The following is a 16,869-nucleotide window of genomic DNA, read 5'->3' on the forward strand; positions in this document are numbered from 1 at the left end:
GTGTATAAGAGACAGACCTCGGCCGCCGCCGCGGCGAGCGCGTCGAGCACGGCGGCGGCGCCGTCGCGGGCGGGGGTGGCCCGGGTGTGCCGGGCCAGCACCGCGCCGTCGGGGGCGAAGAGGGCCGCCGCGATCTTCGTGCCCCCGAGATCGAGGCCGATGACCACGGCTCCGGTCGTCGGCCCGGTCATCGGACCGGCGGCAGACCGGCGCCGCGCAGCCGCTCCGCGACGGACGCGACGGACGCGGCGGACAGCGGGATCTGCGGGAAGGCGGTGGCGCCGCGGTCGATGACGCCGAGCAGCCGCAGCGCCTCCTTGAAGGACCCGAGCGCCGAGGAGCTGCGGCCCATCTCCTGCTCGGGGCCGACGTCGACCATGGCGAACAGCTCGACGAGCCGCTCCTGTTCCCGGGCGGCGAGCGCCCAGTTCCCCGCTCGCGCGGCGTCGTACAGCCGTACGTAGCCGGCCGGATCGACATTGCCGAGCCCGGGAACGACGCCGTCGGCTCCGGCCAGCAGGGCCGCGTCCACGGTGAGTTCGGATCCGGTCAGCACGCTGAAGTGCGGCACGGGGCCCCGTGCCCGGCCCTCGCGTCCGCCCAGCGCGACGACGAGTCTGCGCAGCCCGCCCTCGTCGCCGCTGCTGTCCTTGAGGCCGGCCAGGGTGCCGTCCTCGGCCAGCTCGCGGACCTGGACGGCGGGGAGCTTGGAGTGCACGGCGACCGGGATGTCGTAGGCGAACAGCGGCAGGTCGACGCCTGCCCGCAGCCTGCGGAAGTGCCTAGCGGTCTCGGTGGGGTGGGTGCGGGTGTAGAAGGGCGCCGTCGCGACGAGGGCGTCGGCGCCGAGTTCCGCGGCGGTCCGGGCGTGGGCCAGCACCCGGGGGGTCGTGGTGTCGATGACCCCGGCCAGTACGGGGACCCGTCCGGCGACGGCGGTGACGACGGTCTTCAGGGCGGTGGCGCGCTGGGCGTCGGTCAGGTAGGCGACCTCGCTGGTCGATCCGAGGGCGAAGAGGCCGTGTACGCCGCCGTCGACGAGGTGGCCGACGAGCCGGGTGAGGGAGGCCGTGTCGACCTCGCCCCGGTCGTCGAGCGGGGTGCAGACCGGCGGTACGACGCCGCGCAGCGGTGCGGTCAGGGACATGGTGGGAGAGCTCCAGCTCGCTCGGAACGCCGGTCTTTCGCCCGGAAGGGAGGACGAGACCAGGACATGAGACGTAAGATGTCTTATGTCTTGGCTTACCTTAAGCCGATGCCCCGGCGGCCGGTCAAGAGGCCGCGGCGGCCGACGACACCTCTGGAGGACGGTTGTGGCCCGCCCCACCATGGCGCAGGACATCGAGCGGAGGATCAAGGGACTGATCCTCGACCGGGCGCTCGGCCCGGGCGATCCGCTGCCCACCGAACCCGAGTTGATGGACCTCTTCGCCGCCGGGCGGGTCTCGGTGCGCGAGGCCCTCAAGGCGCTTCAGGCCATGAACGTCGTGGAGATCCGACGGGGTTTCGGAACCTTCGTCGGCTCGCTCTCGCTGACGCCCTTCGCCGAGGGCCTGGCCTTCCGGGCGGTCGTGCGGCACGGCCGGGGCGAGCCGGGACTGCTGGAGTTGATGAAGGTGCGCGAGGCGTTGGAGACCGGGCTGGTCGGCGCCGTCAGCGCGGGCATTCCCGCCGAGGACCTGGCGGTGCTGCGGAGGCTGGTCGCCACGATGGAGACCGAGGCCGCCCGGGACGGCCGGGTCGCCCGGGCCACCGACCGGGCCTTCCATCTGGCGCTCTACGCCTCGCTCGACAACCACCTGCTCAGCGAGGTGCTGGACGCGTTCTGGGCGGCGATGGACGGGGTGCGCGCCAGCACGGACGACGGCCACCAGGACCCCGGCGTCACCTGCGCCCAGCACCACGCGATCGTCGCGGCGGTGGCTGCGGGCGACGGGGCCCGGGCGGCCTCGGCGATGCGCGCCCACTTCGACGGCATCCGCTCCCGTCTGGAGCGGCCCTGAGGGCGGCTACGGGGTCACGGTCACCGACCGGCTTCCGGACGCCTGCTTGCCGTCTGCCTTGTAGGTCACGGTCAGTTCGGCGGTGCCGGACGTGCCCGCCGGGATCGTGACCGGGACCTTGATGTTCGCGCCCTCGCCGGGCCTGAGCGCCGGGAACGCCACCTGCCGGGTCGTCCAGCCGGCGGGCACGGTCAGGTCGAGCGTGCCCGCGCTGCGGGTGACGTCCATCCGGTTGACGACCCGCACGGTCAGCTCGGTGGCCGCCCCCGCCTGCAGCGTGGCCGGGGGCGTGATGGTGATGTCCGCGCAGGTGCCGCCGAGCCACTTGAGGTCGAACGAGGAGTAGGTGATGTGCCGGTAGTCGTCGCGCTCGTAGAGCAGCCCGAGCCGGCCGTCCGGCAGCCGGGTCAGCGTCGAGTAGGCGGCGCTGTCGGGGTTGACGACCTTCCGGATCGGCCAGGTCTTCCCGTTGTCGCAGGACATCTTCACGGTCAGGTTCTTCCGCGTGGTGCTGTCGGTGTTGCTGAACAGCAGCCAGGAGGCCTGGGGGTGGGAGGCGGGGACGTCCGGTGCGTACCGGATGATCGAGCCGTTGTTCGCCGGGTCGCGCAGGTCGGTGTCCTGGGTGAACGGCGTGTAGGTGACGCCGCCGTCGCTGGAGTACGCGACGGTCCGGTAGGGCGCGGAGCGGTTGTTGAGCATGATCCGGCCGTCGCTGAGTTCGACGGTCTTGTTCTCGTCGCCGCCCGGTCCGACCGGGTTGCCCATCCTCCAGGTCGTGCCGTGGTCGTCGCTGTAGGCGCTGACGGCGTAGTTGGCGCCGTTGTTCCGGATGGCGTACTGCTGGATCAGTCGCCCCCTGTACGCGCCGTGGCGCACCTGGATGCCCTCGCCGGAGGCCGCGAACATACCGGCCCAGGCGGGGTTCTTGATCTGCTTCGTGATGCGGCGGTGGGTCCAGGTGACGCCGTCGTCGTCCGAGTAGCTGTAGTCGGCCTGGAGGATGTCCGGGTCGCTCTCGTCGTTGCCGGTGGCCGAGCCGAAGAAGCCCTGGTTCACGGAGCCCGCGTAGAAGACGAAGATCCGGCCGGTCGTACGGTCCACGAGAAGGCTGGGGTCGCCGAAGCCCTTGGGGGCCGCCTCCTTGCGGACGACCTGCTGGCTCTGCCAGGTGGTGCCGCCGTCGGTGCTGCGCCGTACGACGACGCCGAGGTTGCCGGGGAGGTCACCGAGTGTGGGGCGGGTGTCGTAGGCGGCGATCACCGTGCCCTTGACGGAGGTGGTGAGCGCGGGGATGCGGTAGTGAGGGGATCCGACGCCCTGGGTCGCTATGTCCTGGGAGGTCAGTTCGCCGGGGGCGGCGGCCGGTGCACCGTGGACGGTGCCGGCGGTGGTGGCCACCAGAAGGGCGGCGGACAGCATGGCGACGGTGACTCTGCGCTGCATGGACGATCTCTCTTCTCGTGAGGGGAGACGTACGGACGGAGCGGTCGGCAATCAGGAGCGTTCGCCCGGGAGCCCGGCGAACAGGGCGCGCACCCAGGCCAGTTGTTCGGCCCGGTGGTGTTCGGTGCCGCCCTCGTGCCCGTTGAACTCGTAGACGCGCACCTCCTTGGGGCCCGCGTACCGGTTGTAGGCCGTGAAGCAGGTGGAGGGCGGACAGATGTCGTCCGCCATCGCGATGGAGAACAGCGCGGGGGCAGTGGCCCGGGTGGCGTGGTGGGCCCCGTCGAAGTACGACAGGGTGCGGAACACGGGCTCGACGCGGTCGCGGTGGAGCCGGAGGTAGGCGGCGATCTCGGTGTACGGGGGTGTCGCGGCGATCCGCGCGGCCCGGGGGATGTTGCACAGGAACGGCACGTCCGGCATCACTCCGGCGAGCCCCTGCACGAGCCCGGCCACGGCCAGCGCGATGCCTCCGCCCTGGCTGACCCCGGTCACCACGATGCGGGCGGGGTCGACCGCGGGGTGCTCGCGCATCGCCTGCACACAGCGGACCGCGTCGGTGAACACCCGCCGGTAGTAGTGCGCTTCCGGGGCCTCGACGCCCCGGGTCAGGAAGCCCGGCACGGTGCCGGCGGATCCCGGGTCGGTGTCGGGGGTGCCGCCGGTCGCCGAGGACCAGCCCTGGCCGCGGGTGTCCATGACCAGGTGCGCGTATCCGGCGCAGGCCCACATCAGCTGCTCGTGGGGCAGGCCCCGGCCGCGTCCGTACCCGAGGAACTCCACGACGCAGCCGAGCGGCCCGGTGGCCCCGGCGGGCATCCGCAGCCACCCCCGTACGGGACGGCCGTCGTAGCCCGGGACGCTCACGTCGTAACAGCGGACCTGGACCAGCCCGCTTTCGACCTCGTCGAACCGGGGTCGCCGGTCCGGTGCGCCGGGACCCTTCTCGTCCAGGGTGTCGGACCAGAAGGCGTCGAACCCGTCGGGAAGCGGCAGTTCGGGCCGGTAGGCGCGGCATTCCGTGAGCGTGAGATCGGCCGACGGCATGGCGGTGCCCTCCTGGAGGGGACAAGGAAAGCGACAGGACAGAAGACGTCAGATGTCCTGATGGCAAACCAGACCGTAGGGAGCCGTGGGGCCGCCCGTCAAGAGCCGGGCGGCCCCACGTTCCCGCCTCGAAGGCTCAGCCCTCGCCCTCTCCGCGCGCCCTGGCCTCGGCGATCCTGCGTCTGACCGGGGCGTAATGCTCACCGAGGGCCTTGAGGAACGCGGTGACGTCACCCGCGCGGGCCGCGTCCACGATGTTCTGGTGGGCGGCGACGGTCTCGGCCTCGTCGGCGTGCGTGAACCCCTGCAGATGCGGCGCGACGATCGTGTAGACGTCCCAGAAGGCCATCGAGAGCTGACCGATCAGGTCATTGCCGAGCGGCGCCACGAGCAGCGCGTGGAAGGCCCGGTCCGCCGCGACGAAGCCGTGCCCGTCGCCCACACCGGTCTCGCGCATGGTCGCCACCAGGCTGTCCAGCCGGTCCAGCTCCTCGGCGTCCAGCGAGGAGATGATCCGGTCGGCCATGCCCCGCTCGAAGAGCTCGCGTACGTCGACGAGGTCGGCCATCACCTGGAAGTCGTCGTCGGGCGAGAGCAGGCCCCGGAAGGTGAGGCTCTCCACCAGCGCCGACAGGCTCAGCCGGCCGACGTACGTCCCGTGGCCGTGACGGACCTCGACGATGTCGAGGGCGGCGAGGATCTTGACGGCCTCCCGGACGCTGGAGCGGCTGGCGCCGAGCGCCTCGCACAGGGCCGGTTCCGTCGGCAACGGGTCCCCCGGGCGCAGCCGTTCGTCGAGGATGTACCGCTTGATGCCCTCGACGACCTCCTGCCGCAACAGCGTGCGACCGGGCCTCGCGCCGGACATAGGTGAACTCCCCACCTCTTGACCCCTCTCGATTGTCAAGCTACGTTCCCACGCTATCAAGGCATCAGACATCTGACGTCTGATGCTCACGCGAATCAGACACCCCGATAGCCTTCGAAAATCCGTTCTCCACCCATTCCTCACCAACGTCCCTTGGAGGACCCGTGCCCGAGCTGAGGCCAGCCGGCGTCGAGCGCCGCACCTTCCTGCGTTACACCAGTGCCCTCGGCGCGGCAGCCGCCATCACGGCAGGCCTCTCGGCTTGCGGCGGGCCCTCCTCGACCGCCGACGGAGCGGCCGGGAAGGGCGACGGCAACGGCACCATCGAGGCGGGTCTGTCGTACCCCCTCTCGACCGGATTCGACCCGATGATCACGTCGGGCGCCACCCCGTACGCCGCCAATATGCACATCTTCGAGGGGCTCGTAGATCTCGATCCCGCAACACTCGTGGCGCGCCCCGCGCTCGCCACCGCGATGCCGAAGAAGATCAACGCCACCACCTACCGCGCCACCCTGCGCGACGGCGCGACCTTCCACGACGGCTCACCGGTCACCGCCGAGGACGTCGTCTTCAGCTTCGAACGCATCCTGGACGAGAAGAACGCGTCGCTGATGGCGCAGTTCGTGCCGTTCATCGACACGGTCACGGCGGTCGACGCGAAGACGGTCGAGTTCAAGCTCCGTTACGCCTTCGCGCTCTTCCCCTCCCGGATAGCCGTGGCACGGATCGTGCCGAAGAAGGTCGTCGAGGCGGACGTCAAGGGCTTCGACGCCAAGCCCGTCGGCTCGGGGCCGTACCGCTTCGTCGAGGCGACCCGCGAGGACAAGATCGTCTTCGAGAAGTACGCGAAGTACAACGGCCCGCACCCGGCCAGGGCCCAGAAGATGGTCTGGCGCCTGATGTCCGACCAGTCGGCCCGCGTCAGCGCCATGGAGTCCGGCCGCGTCCAGGCGATCGAGGACGTCCCGTACATCGACGTCCAGCGGCTCTCCACCACCACGAAGACCGAGTCCGTGCAGTCCTTCGGCCTCCTCTTCCTGATGTTCAACACGGCCGACAAGCGCTTCGCCGACAAGCGGGTGCGCCAGGCCCTGCACTACGCCCTGGACACCGAGAAGATCATCAAGACCGCGATGGTCGGCAACGCGACGGCCGCCACCGGCTACGTCCCCACCACCCACCCCGACTACCACAAGGCCGCCACCGCCTACACCCACGACGTGGCCAGGGCGAAGAAGCTGCTGGCCGACGCGGGCGTGGGCAAGCTGACGTTCACCGTACTGACCACGGACACCGGCTGGGTCAAGGACATCGCCCCGCTGCTCAAGGAGAGCTGGGCCGCCGCCGGCATCGAGGCCACCTTGAACATCGCCCAGTCCGCCGCCCAGTACGCCAAGGTCGACGGCGGGGACTTCGAGGTCATGGTGGCCCCGGGCGACCCCTCGGTCTTCGGCAACGACGTCGACCTCCTGATGCGCTGGTTCTACTACGGCTTCTGGCCGGAGAAGCGCTACGGCTGGTCCGGCTCCCCCGCGTACAAGAAGGTCAAGCAGCTCCTCGACAAGGCCGCCCAGGCCGCCGACGAGGCGACGCGCAAGCAGCTGTGGGGCGAGATCACCGACCTGGTCGCCGACGAGGCCGCGCTCTACCCGATCCTGCACCGCAAGCTGCCCACCGCCTGGAACGACAAGGCGCTCCCCGGCTTCAAGCCGCTGCCCACCACGGGCCTGTCCTTCGTGGGCGTCGGCCGCGCCTGACGTCCGCCAGGTCCGGGCCGCCACCTCCCCGGCGGCCCGGACCCGCCCTCCGCCCGATCGCAAGGAACCCGACGATGGTTGCTTTTCTCCGGCTCGCGCTGCGCCGCGTCGCGATGATGCCGGTGATGATTCTCGGCATCGCACTGCTGGTCTTCGTGGTGCTGCAGTTCTCGCCGGCCGACCCGGCCTACAACGCGCTCGGGGAGAGCGCCAGTCCTGAGGCCAGGGAGGCCTTCGCGGAGGCCAACGGGCTCAACGACCCTTTGCCGATCCGCTACTTCGACTTCCTCGGCCAACTGCTCCGCTTCGACCTCGGTATGACCGTCCCACCGAGCCAGCCCGTGATCGACCGGATCACCGCGGCGTTTCCGCTCACCCTCCAACTGACCTTCCTCGGGCTTTTCCTCGCGGTCACGCTCGCCGTCATCGGCGGTGTCCTGGGCGCGATGTACCGCGACCGGTGGCCCGACCAGCTCTTCCGCGTACTGTCCATGGCCGGGGTCGCCATCCCCTCGTTCTGGCTCGGTGTCCTGCTCATCCAGCAGTTCGCGCTGAACACCCGGATCTTCCCGACCGGCGGCTACACCAACCCCGCCGACTCCTTCAGCGGCTGGCTCACCACCATGGCCCTGCCCGCCGTGTCGCTCGCGGTGCCGGTCGCGGCGTCGCTCGCCCGGCTCGTACGCACCTCGATGGTCGCCGAACTGGACCGCGACTACGTACGTACGGCACAGGGCAACGGCCTGCCGGTGTTCCTGGTGATCCGCTCGGTGCTGCGCAACGCGCTGGTCACCCCGCTCACCGTGCTCGGCGTCAAGGTCGGCTACCTGCTCAGCGGCGCCGTCGTCATCGAAGCGATCTTCGACCTGCCCGGCATGGGCAAACTCATCCTCGAAGGTGTCACCGGCGGCGACGTCGCCCTGGTCCAGGGCACCGTGCTGACCATCGCCATCGCCTTCCTGGTGGTCAACGTCATCGTCGACCTGCTCTACCTGCTGGTCAATCCGCGCATCAGGACGGTGTGACATGTTCGCCACGGGCCGTCTGGCCAAGAAGCTCTCCCGACCGGGCATCGCCTTCCGCGCCCTGCCGGTCACCTCCCGCGTCGCCCTCGGCGTACTGCTCGTCGTCATCCTCGGCGCCGTACTCGCCCCTCTCCTCACCCAGGACCCGCTGACCACCGGCACCCCCGTCCAGGCCCCGAGCGCCGACCACTGGTTCGGCACCGACCGGGCCGGCCGCGACGTCTTCGCCCGCGTGGTGCACGGGTCGCGTTACTCCCTGGTCATCGGACTCGGCGCGACCGCCGTCGCGCTGGCCGCCGGAGCCGTGCTCGGCTCGCTCGCCGCCACCTCGCGCAGACTCGGCGACGAGTCCGTCATGCGGACGCTCGACGTCGTGATGTCGTTCCCGCCGATCGCCCTCGCGGCCGTCCTGGTCGCCGTGTTCGGCACCAGCGTCCCGGTGATCATCTTCACCATCGCCTTCGTCTACACCCCCTCGCTCGCCCGCGTCGTCCGGGCCAACGTGCTGGCGCAGTACGGCGAGGACTACGTCGCGGCCGAGAAGGTCATCGGCGCCCGGCGCGGGTACATCGTGCTCCGCCACGTCGCCGTCAACTGCATGGCGCCGGTCATGGTGTTCGCCACCGTCATGGTCGCCGAGGCGATCATCTTCGAGGCCAGCCTCTCCTTCATCGGGGCCGGCGTGCAGGACCCCGACCCCAGCTGGGGCAGCGTCCTCGCCTACGGCCGGCAGATCCTCCTGGCCGGCGGCTGGTGGGCCACCTTCTTCCCGGGCCTGGCCCTCCTGATCACCGTCCTCGCGCTCAACATCCTCTCCGAGGGGCTCACCGACGCCTCCGCCGCGCCCAGGAGCGCCCGCACCTCCCCCGCGCCCGCCACCACCACGGCGCCCGACCCGGTCGAGGCCGCCGCCACCGTCGACATCGACGCCGCCCTCGCCAAGCTCGCCCGGCACATCAACGCCGCCGGGCCCACCATCACCCCCGTCCGCGAGGACGCCGAGGAGCTCCTCGTCGTCCGCGACCTGGCGATCCGCTTCCCCGACCGCTACGGCGACATCCCCGTCGTCGACCGGCTGAACTTCACCGTCCACGAGGGCGAGACCCTCGGCCTGGTCGGCGAGTCCGGCTGCGGCAAGTCCATCACCAGCCTCGCCGTCATGGGCCTCCTCGCCCGCAACGCCGAGGTCAGCGGCGAGATCATCTACCGCGGCCGGGACCTGCTGAAGCTCCCGCCCAAGGAGCGCCGCGCCCTGATGGGCCCCGAGATCGCGATGGTCTACCAGGACGCGCTCTCCTCCCTCAACCCCTCCGTGCTCGTCGGCACCCAGCTGAAGCAGCTGACCTCGCGCGGCTCCACGAAGACCCCCGCCGAGCTCCTCGAACTCGTCGGCCTCTCCCCCGAACGCACCCTGCGCAGCTACCCGCACGAACTCTCCGGCGGACAGCGCCAGCGGGTCCTCATCGCCATGGCCCTCTCCCGCAGCCCGCGCCTGCTGATCGCGGACGAGCCGACCACCGCCCTCGACGTCACCGTCCAGGCCCAGGTCGTCGAACTCCTCATCCGGCTCCGCGACGAGCTCGGCTTCGCCATGGTGCTGGTCTCCCACGACCTCGCCCTGGTCGGCGACCTCTCCCACCGGGTCGCCGTGATGTACGCGGGCCGGCTCGCCGAGGTCGGCGACACCCGGTCCGTCCTCACCGGCCCCGCCCACCACTACAGCCGCGGCCTCCTCGGCTCCGTCGTCTCCCTGGAGGCCGGCGCGGACCGGCTCCACCAGATCCGGGGCGTCGTGCCCGCGCCTCAGGGCTTCGGCGAGGGGTGCCGCTTCGCCGGGCGCTGCGGGGCCGCCACCGATCTCTGCCGCGCCACGACACCCGCGCTCACCCCGCGCGGCACCACGGGCGACCACGGCTTCGCCTGCCACCACCCGGCCAGGACAACCGCCGAGGAACTGGAAGGGAGTGCCCTGTGATCAGGCTCGACGGCGTCCACGTACGCCACAAGGCACGCAGCGGCGGGATCTTCTCCCGCGATGCCGTCCACGCGCTCACCGACGCCACGTTGAAGGTCGAGCGCGGCGAGATCGTGGGCCTGGTCGGGGAGTCCGGCTGCGGCAAGTCCACGCTCGCCCGCGTGCTGACCGGACTCCAGAAGCCCACCGAGGGCGAGGTCCTCTTCCACGGGCGCGACCTGTGGAAGATGTCGGGCGCCGAGCGGCGCGACGACTTCGGTTCGGCTGTCGGCGTCGTCTTCCAGGACCCCGCGACCGCCCTCAACCCCCGCCTCACCGTCCGGCAGATCCTCCGCGATCCGCTGGACGTGCACCGGCGCGGTACGCGAGAGGCGCGCGAGGCCCGGGTGGAAGAGCTGCTCGACCTGGTCGGCCTGCCCGGCCACACCCTCGCCGCCCTGCCCGGGCAGCTCTCCGGGGGACAGCGCCAGCGCGTCGCCATCGCCCGCGCCCTGGCCCTCGAACCGGAGCTGATCGTCGCCGACGAACCGACCTCCGCGCTCGACGTCTCCGTACGCGCCCAGGTGCTCAACCTCCTGGTCGACCTGCGCGAACGCCTCGGCCTGGGCATGGTGTTCATCAGTCACGACATCCAGACCGTGCGCTATCTCGCCGACCGCATCGCCGTCCTCTACCTCGGCCGCATCGTCGAGGAGGGCCGGGCCGCCGACGTGGCGGACTCCCCCGGGCACCCGTACACCGAGGCGCTGCTCAGCGCCACGCCCAGCCTGCTGGAGGCGACGGAACGCATCGTGCTCACGGGCCCGGTGCCCTCCGCCACCAACCCGCCGACCGGCTGCCCGTTCCGCACCCGCTGCTGGAAGGCCGACGACGCGTGCGCCGAGGTCTTCCCGGTGGCGACGTTCGGCCCCGCCGAACACCGCTGGCACTGCGTCCATCCCCAGAACCCCGTGTCCCCCTCGGGGACCCGGACCTCCGTACCGCCCGCAAGGAGCACCGCATGACCGCCCCCTCCCCCGTGTACTCCGGGGTCATCCCGCCCGTCGTGACCCCGCTCACCGCCGACGGCGAGCTCGACCACGCCTCGCTGGAACGGGTCGTCGGCCATCTCCTCGACGGTGGGGTCAACGGCCTTTTCGCACTGGGTAGTTCGGGTGAGACGGCCTACCTGACGCCCGGTCGGCAGGATGAGGTCATCGAGGTGATCACCGCGACGGCGGCCGGCCAGGTCCCGGTCCTCGTCGGAGCCATCGAGACCACCACCGACCGGGCCGCCGAGCGGGCCCGCGCGGCGGCTGCCCTGGGGGCCGACGCGGTCGTGGCCACCGCGCCCTTCTACACGCGCACCCATGTCACCGAGATCGACCGCCACTTCCGGGAGCTCGCGGCGGCCGTGGACCTGCCGCTCCTGGCGTACGACGTGCCGGTCTGCGTGCACAGCAAGCTGGACCCGGAACTCCTGCTGCCGCTCGCGGCGGACGGGGTGCTCGCCGGGGTGAAGGACTCCAGCGGGGACGACGGTTCGTTCCGGCGCCTCGTCATCGGGGCCCGTGACCTTCCGGGGTTCTCGGTGCTCACGGGCCACGAGTTGGTGGTCGACGCGATGATGCTGAGCGGCGCCGACGGTTCCGTACCCGGCCTCGGCAATGTGGACCCGCACGGCTATGTGCGGCTGCACGAGGCGGCGGTGAAGGGCGACTGGGACACCGCCAGGGCCGAACAGGACCGGCTCGTCGGCCTGTTCGACATCGTCCGCGCGGCCCGCCCCGGCACGGCTTCGGCGACGGCCGCGGGGCTGGGGGCGTTCAAGACGGCCCTGATGCTGCGGGGCGTCATCGACACCAATGTGATGAGCGCGCCGATGCGCCGCCTGGACGAGGCCGAGACGGCGTCGATCGCGGCCTGCCTGGAGCTGGCGGGGCTCTCCCTGGCCCGGTAGCACAAGGGTGCGCACAGGTGCGGGCGGCGGCCGGCCCGTCGGCCGGGGCGCTTCTGTCCGCACTGCTCCCCGGGGGTACGTCGACGAGGTGGCTGCCCTGGACGGCGCACCCCCGGAGGTGCGTCGACCAGGTGGGTGTCCTGGACATCCCGCACTTCGGCCGTTCCCACCCGATCGGGTGAGCGTCACCGCCCTACGCTCCCGGCGGATGCACCCCGCCCGGGGCGGTCCACCGCCCGTCCCGTGCCCTGCGCCCTCGGCCCCGGACGTCGTGATGGGCCCCGCGAGCTCGACGACAAAGCCATAAGCATCCCGATATGCCCGATCTCGTAAATCGTCTTAGCCTGCTGACACTGCTCGAATAGTCGACAGCCGGCGCCGTCGGCGGAGGGCGAGCTCCCATGGCTGAACTACGCAGGAAGTCCGGACTGCTCGGCGAGTTGTCCGCCGAGTTCGCGGGCACGATGATCCTCATCCTCTTCGGGTGCGGTGTAGTCGCCCAGGTGGTGGCGGGCGGAGCACTCACGGATCCGGCCGGCGGACTCGGGGACCACGACAGCATCGCCTGGGCGTGGGGGCTGGGCGTCACGCTGGGCGTCTATGTGGCGGCGCGGCTGAGCGGGGCCCATATCAATCCCGCGGTGACGCTCTCGCTGGCCGTGTTCAAGGGGTTCCCGTGGAGCAAGGTGGCGCCCTACGCGCTGGCGCAGACGGCCGGTGCGTTCGTGGCCGCGCTCCTCGTCCGGTGGAACTACAGCGAGGCGCTGGCGAAGGCGGACCCCGGGCACACCATCAAGACGCAGGGGGTGTTCTCCACGCTGCCGGGCAACGGCAACCCGGCCCTGCCGGTCCATGAATGGGGCGCGTTCCGCGACCAGGTCATCGGCACCGCCATCCTGCTGCTGCTGATCCTGGCCATCACGGACATGCTGAACACCCCGCCCGGCTCGAACATGGGCCCGTTCATCATCGGACTGATCGTGGTCGCGATCGGCATGGCCTGGGGAACCAACGCGGGCTACGCGATCAACCCGGCCCGCGACTTCGGCCCCCGGCTGGCGAGCTTCCTCACCGGCTACGGCGGGGCGTGGCGGGACCAGTACGGGAATCTCTACTTCTGGGTGCCCATCCTCGGCCCGCTGGTCGGCGGCCTGCTGGGTGCGGGTCTCTACAAGGCCCTCGTCGGACGCTTCCTGCCGTCCGCCGCACCCGAACCGCCGGGACGTGTCCCGGCCTCCAAGGACTGACGACACCGGCCGGAGAGGCGACACATCATGGCGGACTTCATCGGCGCGGTGGACCAGGGGACCACCAGCACCCGGTTCATGATCTTCGATCACGGCGGCAACGAGGTCGCCAAGCACCAGCTGGAGCACGAGCAGATCCTGCCCCGCTCCGGCTGGGTGGAGCACGATCCCGTGGAGATCTGGGAGCGCACCAACTCGGTGATGCAGAACGCCCTGCGGCACGGCGGCCTGTCGCCGAGCGACCTGAGGGCCATCGGGATCACCAACCAGCGCGAGACCACGGTGGTCTGGGACCCGCGCAACGGACGGCCCTACTACAACGCCATCGTGTGGCAGGACACCCGTACCGACGCCATCGCGGCGAAGCTCGAACGCTCGGGGCAGGGCGAGGTCGTCCGCCGCAAGGCCGGGCTGCCGCCGGCGACGTACTTCTCCGGCGGCAAGATCCAGTGGATCCTGGAGAACGTCGACGGCGTACGGAAGGCGGCCGAGGCCGGGCACGCGCTCTTCGGCAACACGGACGCCTGGGTCCTGTGGAACCTGACCGGCGGCCCGAACGGCGGTATCCACGCCACCGACGTGACCAACGCGAGCCGCACCATGCTGATGAACCTGGAGACCCTCGACTGGGACGAGGAGCTCCTGGGCTTCTTCGGTATCCCCCGGGCGATGCTTCCGAAGATCAACCCCTCGTCGCATCCGGAGGCCTACGGCTCCACCCGCACCTCCCGGCCGCTGAGCGCCGCCATTCCCATCGGGGGCGTCCTCGGCGACCAGCAGGCGGCCACCGTCGGCCAGGTCTGCTTCGCCCCCGGCGAGGCCAAGAACACCTACGGGACCGGCAACTTCCTGGTGCTCAACACCGGCACCGAACTGGTCCGCTCGGAGCACGGGCTCCTCACCACGGTGGCCTACCAGTTCGGCGACAGTCCGGTGGTCTACGCGCTGGAGGGATCCATCGCCGTCACCGGGTCGGCGGTGCAGTGGCTGCGCGACCAGATGAAGATCATCAAGTCGGCGCCCGAGAGCGAGGAGCTGGCCCGGAGCGTCGAGGACAACGGCGGCATGTACTTCGTGCCCGCGTTCTCCGGCCTGTTCGCGCCGTACTGGCGCTCCGACGCCCGCGGCGCGATCGTCGGCCTGGCCAGGTACAACGACAACGCGCACCTGGCACGGGCCACCCTGGAAGCCATCTGCTACCAGAGCCGCGATGTGGTCGAGGCCATGGAGCGGGACTCCGGGGTCCATCTCGACGTGCTCAAGGTCGACGGCGGGGTCACCGCCAACGACCTCTGCATGCAGATCCAGTCCGACGTCCTCGGCGTTCCGGTGAGCCGTCCCGTCGTCGCCGAGACGACCGCTCTCGGCGCGGCGTACGCGGCGGGGCTCGCCACCGGCTTCTGGCGGAACACCGACGAGCTGCGCACCCAGTGGCACGAGTCGAAGCGCTGGTCGCCCCAGTGGTCACAGGAGCAGCGCGCGGAGGGTTACGCGGGCTGGAAGAGGGCGGTGGAGCGCACCCTCGACTGGGTGAAGGTTCCCTGACCACCTGGCCACCCCCGATCCCGTTCCGTCGGGGCCGCGGCCCGGGCACCCTCGCACAGGTCGGCCGTCCCCTGCGCAATAGGTTGGCCGTCCCAGCCGCCGCACCACGACGAGGACCGGCCCATGCGCAGCAGCACCAGGATCCGCCTGATAGAGCCCACCGACGCCGCCCCGATCGCCGCGCATCGGGTGCGGGACGCCGAGGCCTTCCGGCCGTGGGAACCGGCCCAGCCCGCCGACTACTTCACCCCGGACGGCCAGGCGCGGCGGATCGAGGGCCTGTTGGCCGGTTACCGGGCCGGCACGGTCTGGCCTGGGGTGGTACTCGCCGACGACCAGGTGATCGGGCAGATCACCGTGGGAGGCATCCTGCCGCAGCCGCATCTGCGCCGAGGCTCCGTCGGCTACTGGATCGCCTCCGTCGCCCAGAATCGCGGGCATGCCGGGAACGCCGTCGGGCTCGTGCTCCGGGTGATGACGGATGAACTCGGCCTGCACCGCGCCGAGGCGTCCACCAACCTGGAGAACCTGCCGTCGCAACGGGTACTGCGCCGCAACGGGTTCACCCCGTACGGCGTCGCGCACTCGGCGATCTTCCTCGACGGGAGCTGGCGGGACGGGCTGCTGTGGGAACGGATCCTGGGCGACTGAGCAGGATCTCGGCTTCGAGCTCTCCGAGCCGTCGCGTTCCACGTCCTCTGATTCCGTGCGCCCCGCCGACGCACACGGTGACCGCACCAGTCAGCAGCACCACACCCTCGATCGCGTGCCGCGCCGCGGTGTCGGCGCCGAGCAGCGGGAGCGCGCCGACGGGCGCCGACCCCACGAGGGGGGCCGCCGCGGTCAGCCCGGCCTCGGCGGCCTCTGCGCGTCGAAGGCGAAGAGGGTGTTCGCGTCCGCGGCCACGAACACCGCGCGCCCCGCGACGGTCACGCGGGGGCTCGCGTCCTGCTCGCCCGTCAGACCGTCGACCCGGGGATCCGTCGTCCACAGCTGCTTGCCGCCGTTCGGCGCCAACGCGACCACCCGGCCGGTGGCCGAGCTGAAGTACAGCGCGCCGGCTCCCGCCGCGGGTCCCGACGCACCCTCCACGCCAGTCTGACGCGACCACTTCCTACGCCCTGTCACGGAGTCGAACGCCGTGACGAGACCGGCCTGTCCGCTCACGTAGACGGTGCCGTCCGCCATGCCGGACGTGCCCTCGTACACCTTGTCGAACCGGGCGTACGTGACCTTCCGCGTGGCCGGGTCGAACCGTGCCACTCCGTCGTACCCGGCCGGCGCCGTTCCCTCGTAGTGCTTCGAGAGGAGGACGAGCCTGCCTCGGGCGGCGCCCACCGGCACGACGGGGCCGTCGACCGCCACGGGCCTGCCCAACGCCCCGGAGGCGAGCGCGAGCGTGCGCAGGGTGGGACGGCGCACCCGCAGGTCGTCCACCTCCACGTCGGCCGCGCACATCGCGAGGAGCCGCGGTCGCAGCGGGACGGGGGCGCACTGCGTGCCGACGGGGAACGGCGTCGTCCAGGTGATCTCACCGCTGCGGGCGTCCCGGGCCTCGAAGCGGGAGTTGGAGGCGTCGACCGTCACGACGGCGGAGCCGACCACGACGGCGTCCATGGTCCGGCCCGTGACGGCCGTCGACTGGGCGCCGGACGGTACGGACCACAGCTCCCGGCCGCTGTCGGCGTCGAGGGCCACCACCTCGCTCCGAGGGCCCTCGGGGGCGTCCTCGGCGGCGAAGCGGTAGCCGAGTACCGTGTCGGCGGTGGCGCCCACCATGTGCATGCCCTGGACGGGGACACCCGGGCTCTTCGCCGTCCACACCCGGGACCCGTCGTGAGCCCTGACACGGGTCGCGACGACACCGCCGCCCCCGCAGAACAGCGCGTCGCCCCGCGCGACGCAACGCAGTTCGTCGGGGATGTCCTCGCGGCCGCCCGGCACGGTTCCGCGCCACGGCTCGAAGCCGTCCGGAAGCGCGCCCGCCGGTGCCGCGGCTGTCTCTTATACACAT

General features: G+C 71.3%; 14 protein-coding genes and 2 pseudogenes. 9 read left to right on the forward strand and 7 right to left on the reverse strand.

Features of this window, described 5'->3' with window-relative positions; all coding sequences use genetic code 11:
• On the reverse strand, positions 1–191 hold a 191-nt coding region (locus CR470_RS25935), incomplete at its 3' end, for an ROK family protein (RefSeq protein WP_143663869.1).
• Positions 188–1,147 carry a dihydrodipicolinate synthase family protein gene (locus CR470_RS25940; protein WP_097869952.1) on the reverse strand — a complete coding sequence of 320 codons (960 nt, stop codon included), beginning with the start codon at positions 1,145–1,147 and terminating at the stop codon, positions 188–190. The genes CR470_RS25935 and CR470_RS25940, both read right to left, overlap by 4 nt.
• Positions 1,148–1,313: 166 nt before the next feature.
• Here CR470_RS25940 and CR470_RS25945 point away from each other — a divergent pair, with 166 nt between their 5' ends.
• Entirely contained in the window at positions 1,314–2,003 is a 690-nt protein-coding gene (locus CR470_RS25945; protein WP_097869953.1) for a FadR/GntR family transcriptional regulator, read from the forward strand.
• A 6-nt stretch (positions 2,004–2,009) separates the two neighbouring features.
• Here CR470_RS25945 and CR470_RS25950 read toward each other — a convergent pair whose 3' ends face one another.
• From CR470_RS25950 to CR470_RS25960, 3 genes are all read right to left on the reverse strand, one after another.
• Positions 2,010–3,449 (reverse strand): sialidase family protein, encoded by a 1,440-nt coding sequence (locus tag CR470_RS25950; protein WP_097869954.1) that lies wholly within the window; start codon positions 3,447–3,449, stop codon positions 2,010–2,012.
• Positions 3,450–3,500: 51 nt separating this feature from the next.
• Entirely contained in the window at positions 3,501–4,496 is a 996-nt protein-coding gene (locus CR470_RS25955; RefSeq protein ID WP_097869955.1) for an acetylxylan esterase, read from the reverse strand.
• Positions 4,497–4,632: 136 nt separating this feature from the next.
• Positions 4,633–5,364, reverse strand: coding sequence for a FadR/GntR family transcriptional regulator (locus CR470_RS25960; protein WP_097869956.1), 732 nt, complete (start codon positions 5,362–5,364; stop codon positions 4,633–4,635).
• 164 nt (positions 5,365–5,528) lie between these two features.
• Between CR470_RS25960 and CR470_RS25965 the strand changes: the two genes are divergently transcribed.
• The 8 genes from CR470_RS25965 (at position 5,529) to CR470_RS26000 (ending at position 15,506) form a co-directional block, all read left to right on the forward strand.
• Positions 5,529–7,124, forward strand: coding sequence for an ABC transporter substrate-binding protein (locus CR470_RS25965; protein WP_097869957.1), 1,596 nt, complete (start codon positions 5,529–5,531; stop codon positions 7,122–7,124).
• Between the two features lie 74 nt (positions 7,125–7,198).
• The gene (locus tag CR470_RS25970) at positions 7,199–8,149 is read left to right on the forward strand and encodes an ABC transporter permease (protein WP_097869958.1); all 951 of its coding nucleotides are present in this window, start codon (positions 7,199–7,201) and stop codon (positions 8,147–8,149) included.
• Position 8,150: 1 nt separating this feature from the next.
• Positions 8,151–10,124 carry a dipeptide/oligopeptide/nickel ABC transporter permease/ATP-binding protein gene (locus tag CR470_RS25975; RefSeq protein ID WP_097869959.1) on the forward strand — a complete coding sequence of 658 codons (1,974 nt, stop codon included), beginning with the start codon at positions 8,151–8,153 and terminating at the stop codon, positions 10,122–10,124.
• On the forward strand, positions 10,121–11,128 hold the full coding sequence (locus CR470_RS25980; RefSeq protein WP_097869960.1) for an oligopeptide/dipeptide ABC transporter ATP-binding protein: 1,008 nt from the start codon (positions 10,121–10,123) through the stop codon (positions 11,126–11,128). Before CR470_RS25975 ends, CR470_RS25980 begins: the two co-directional genes overlap by 4 nt.
• A complete protein-coding gene (locus CR470_RS25985) occupies positions 11,125–12,063 on the forward strand; it encodes a dihydrodipicolinate synthase family protein (protein WP_097869961.1) in 939 nt (312 codons plus the stop codon). Before CR470_RS25980 ends, CR470_RS25985 begins: the two co-directional genes overlap by 4 nt.
• Before the next feature lie 401 nt (positions 12,064–12,464).
• Positions 12,465–13,310 carry an MIP/aquaporin family protein gene (locus CR470_RS25990; RefSeq protein ID WP_097869962.1) on the forward strand — a complete coding sequence of 282 codons (846 nt, stop codon included), beginning with the start codon at positions 12,465–12,467 and terminating at the stop codon, positions 13,308–13,310.
• A 27-nt stretch (positions 13,311–13,337) separates the two neighbouring features.
• The gene (glpK, locus tag CR470_RS25995) at positions 13,338–14,855 is read left to right on the forward strand and encodes a glycerol kinase GlpK (protein ID WP_097869963.1); all 1,518 of its coding nucleotides are present in this window, start codon (positions 13,338–13,340) and stop codon (positions 14,853–14,855) included.
• A 123-nt stretch (positions 14,856–14,978) separates the two neighbouring features.
• Positions 14,979–15,506 (forward strand): GNAT family N-acetyltransferase, encoded by a 528-nt coding sequence (locus CR470_RS26000; RefSeq protein ID WP_097869964.1) that lies wholly within the window; start codon positions 14,979–14,981, stop codon positions 15,504–15,506.
• Positions 15,507–15,561: 55 nt separating this feature from the next.
• Here CR470_RS26000 and CR470_RS41360 read toward each other — a convergent pair.
• Together CR470_RS41360 and CR470_RS26010 are read right to left on the reverse strand one after the other, a co-directional pair.
• Positions 15,562–15,684: pseudogene (locus tag CR470_RS41360) on the reverse strand (iron-enterobactin ABC transporter permease); the annotation flags it as partial.
• Positions 15,685–15,698: 14 nt separating this feature from the next.
• A pseudogene (locus CR470_RS26010) lies at positions 15,699–16,856 on the reverse strand (outer membrane protein assembly factor BamB family protein); the annotation flags it as partial.
• Between the last annotated feature and the right edge of the window lie 13 nt (positions 16,857–16,869).

Source organism: Streptomyces sp. rh34, assembly GCF_002551245.1.
Taxonomy (GTDB): domain Bacteria; phylum Actinomycetota; class Actinomycetes; order Streptomycetales; family Streptomycetaceae; genus Streptomyces.